At 73.5% G+C, this 1,324-nt stretch carries 2 protein-coding genes; both read left to right on the top strand.

From position 1 onward, the window contains the following. Positions 1-744: nucleotide exchange factor GrpE (gene grpE, locus QH276_RS22505; protein ID WP_280406892.1), on the top strand; the 744-nt coding region annotated here is incomplete at its 5' end. A gap of 51 nt (positions 745-795) precedes the next feature. Next, a partial coding sequence (locus QH276_RS22500; protein WP_280406891.1) for a DnaJ domain-containing protein occupies positions 796-1,324 on the top strand: 529 nt, incomplete at its 3' end.

Below are 1,324 nucleotides of genomic sequence, written 5' to 3'. Positions count from 1 at the left end.
CCCCCCCCCCCCTCACAACACACTCCACTCCCTCCCCTCCCCCCCCCCACCCCCCCCAGCCCCCCCGCCCCCCGCCCCGTCCCCCGGCGCGCCCCCGCCCCCCCCCCCCCCCCCCCCCCGGCGGGGGCCGCGGACGCCGAGGAGCGAGTCGCTCCGCAGGCGCCGCAGGCCGGACTGGACGGTGACGGTGCCGAGGCGGCTGCCGAAGCCACCGCGCAACCCGATCCCGCGGCCGAACTCGCCGAGCGCACGGCCGATCTGCAACGGCTCACGGCGGAGTACACCAACTACCGCCGCCGGGTGGAACGCGATCGCAAAACCGCGATCGACAACGCCAAGGCGGCCGTGGTCACCGAGCTCCTGGGTGTGCTCGACGACCTCGACCGTGCCAAGGCGCACGGCGACCTGGAAGCCGGGCCGCTGCGCTCGGTGGCCGACAAGCTGATCGAGGCATTGCGTAAGCAGGGGCTCGAGGAGTTCGGGTCCGAAGGCGAACCTTTCGACCCGAACCTGCACGAGGCCGTACAGCACGAAGGCGCCGGGCACGATCCGGTGATCGGCGTGGTGATGCGCAAGGGATACCGCTTCGGCGAGCGGGTGCTACGGCACGCGCTGGTCGGGGTGACCGACGGTGTGGGCGACAGCGCGGCCGGCACCGAGACCGACGCCGGTCCCGATGCCGCCGCCGCGGCGGAGCCCGCGGCAGCGGAGGCATCGGATGCGGATGCGGGTTCGAAGAATTAGCGATTCCCCGGCCCGGGGTCGCGGATCAGTGCGGAGAGGAGGAGACGCCCGGTGAGCCAGCGGGAGTGGATCGAGAAGGACTTCTACAAGGAGCTGGGCGTCTCCTCCGACGCCTCCACCGAAGAGATCAAGAAGGCGTACCGCAAACTCGCCCGCGACCTGCACCCGGACGCCAATCCGGGTGATGCCAAGGCCGAGGAGCGGTTCAAGGCCGTCAGCGAGGCCCATACCGTGCTGTCGGATCCGGCCAAACGCGCCGAATACGACGAGACCCGCCGCCTGTTCGCGGGCGGCGGGTACGGCCGGGGCGGCGGTTTCCCGCCGGGCGGTGGCGGTTTCACCCAGGGCTTCGACCTGGGCGATATCTTCGGCCAGGCCGGTGCCGCCGACGGCGGTCTCGGCGATCTGTTCGGCGGACTGTTCAACCGGGGCGGCGGCGGAACCCGCACCAGCCGCCCGCGCCGGGGGGCGGGTGTGGAGGGCGAGGCCACCCACCGATTACGCGGATCCGCGCGCGGCGGGCCGGGTGCGGTGTGGCTCACCCCCCCCGGGGCCAGCCCCACCAGCCACCGCAGTGGGG

Source organism: Nocardia carnea, assembly GCF_029869215.1.
GTDB classification, from domain to species: Bacteria; Actinomycetota; Actinomycetes; order Mycobacteriales; family Mycobacteriaceae; genus Nocardia; species Nocardia carnea_B.
Note: the sequence above shows the minus strand (reverse complement) of the source record. Positions and strands in the feature narration are given on the sequence as shown.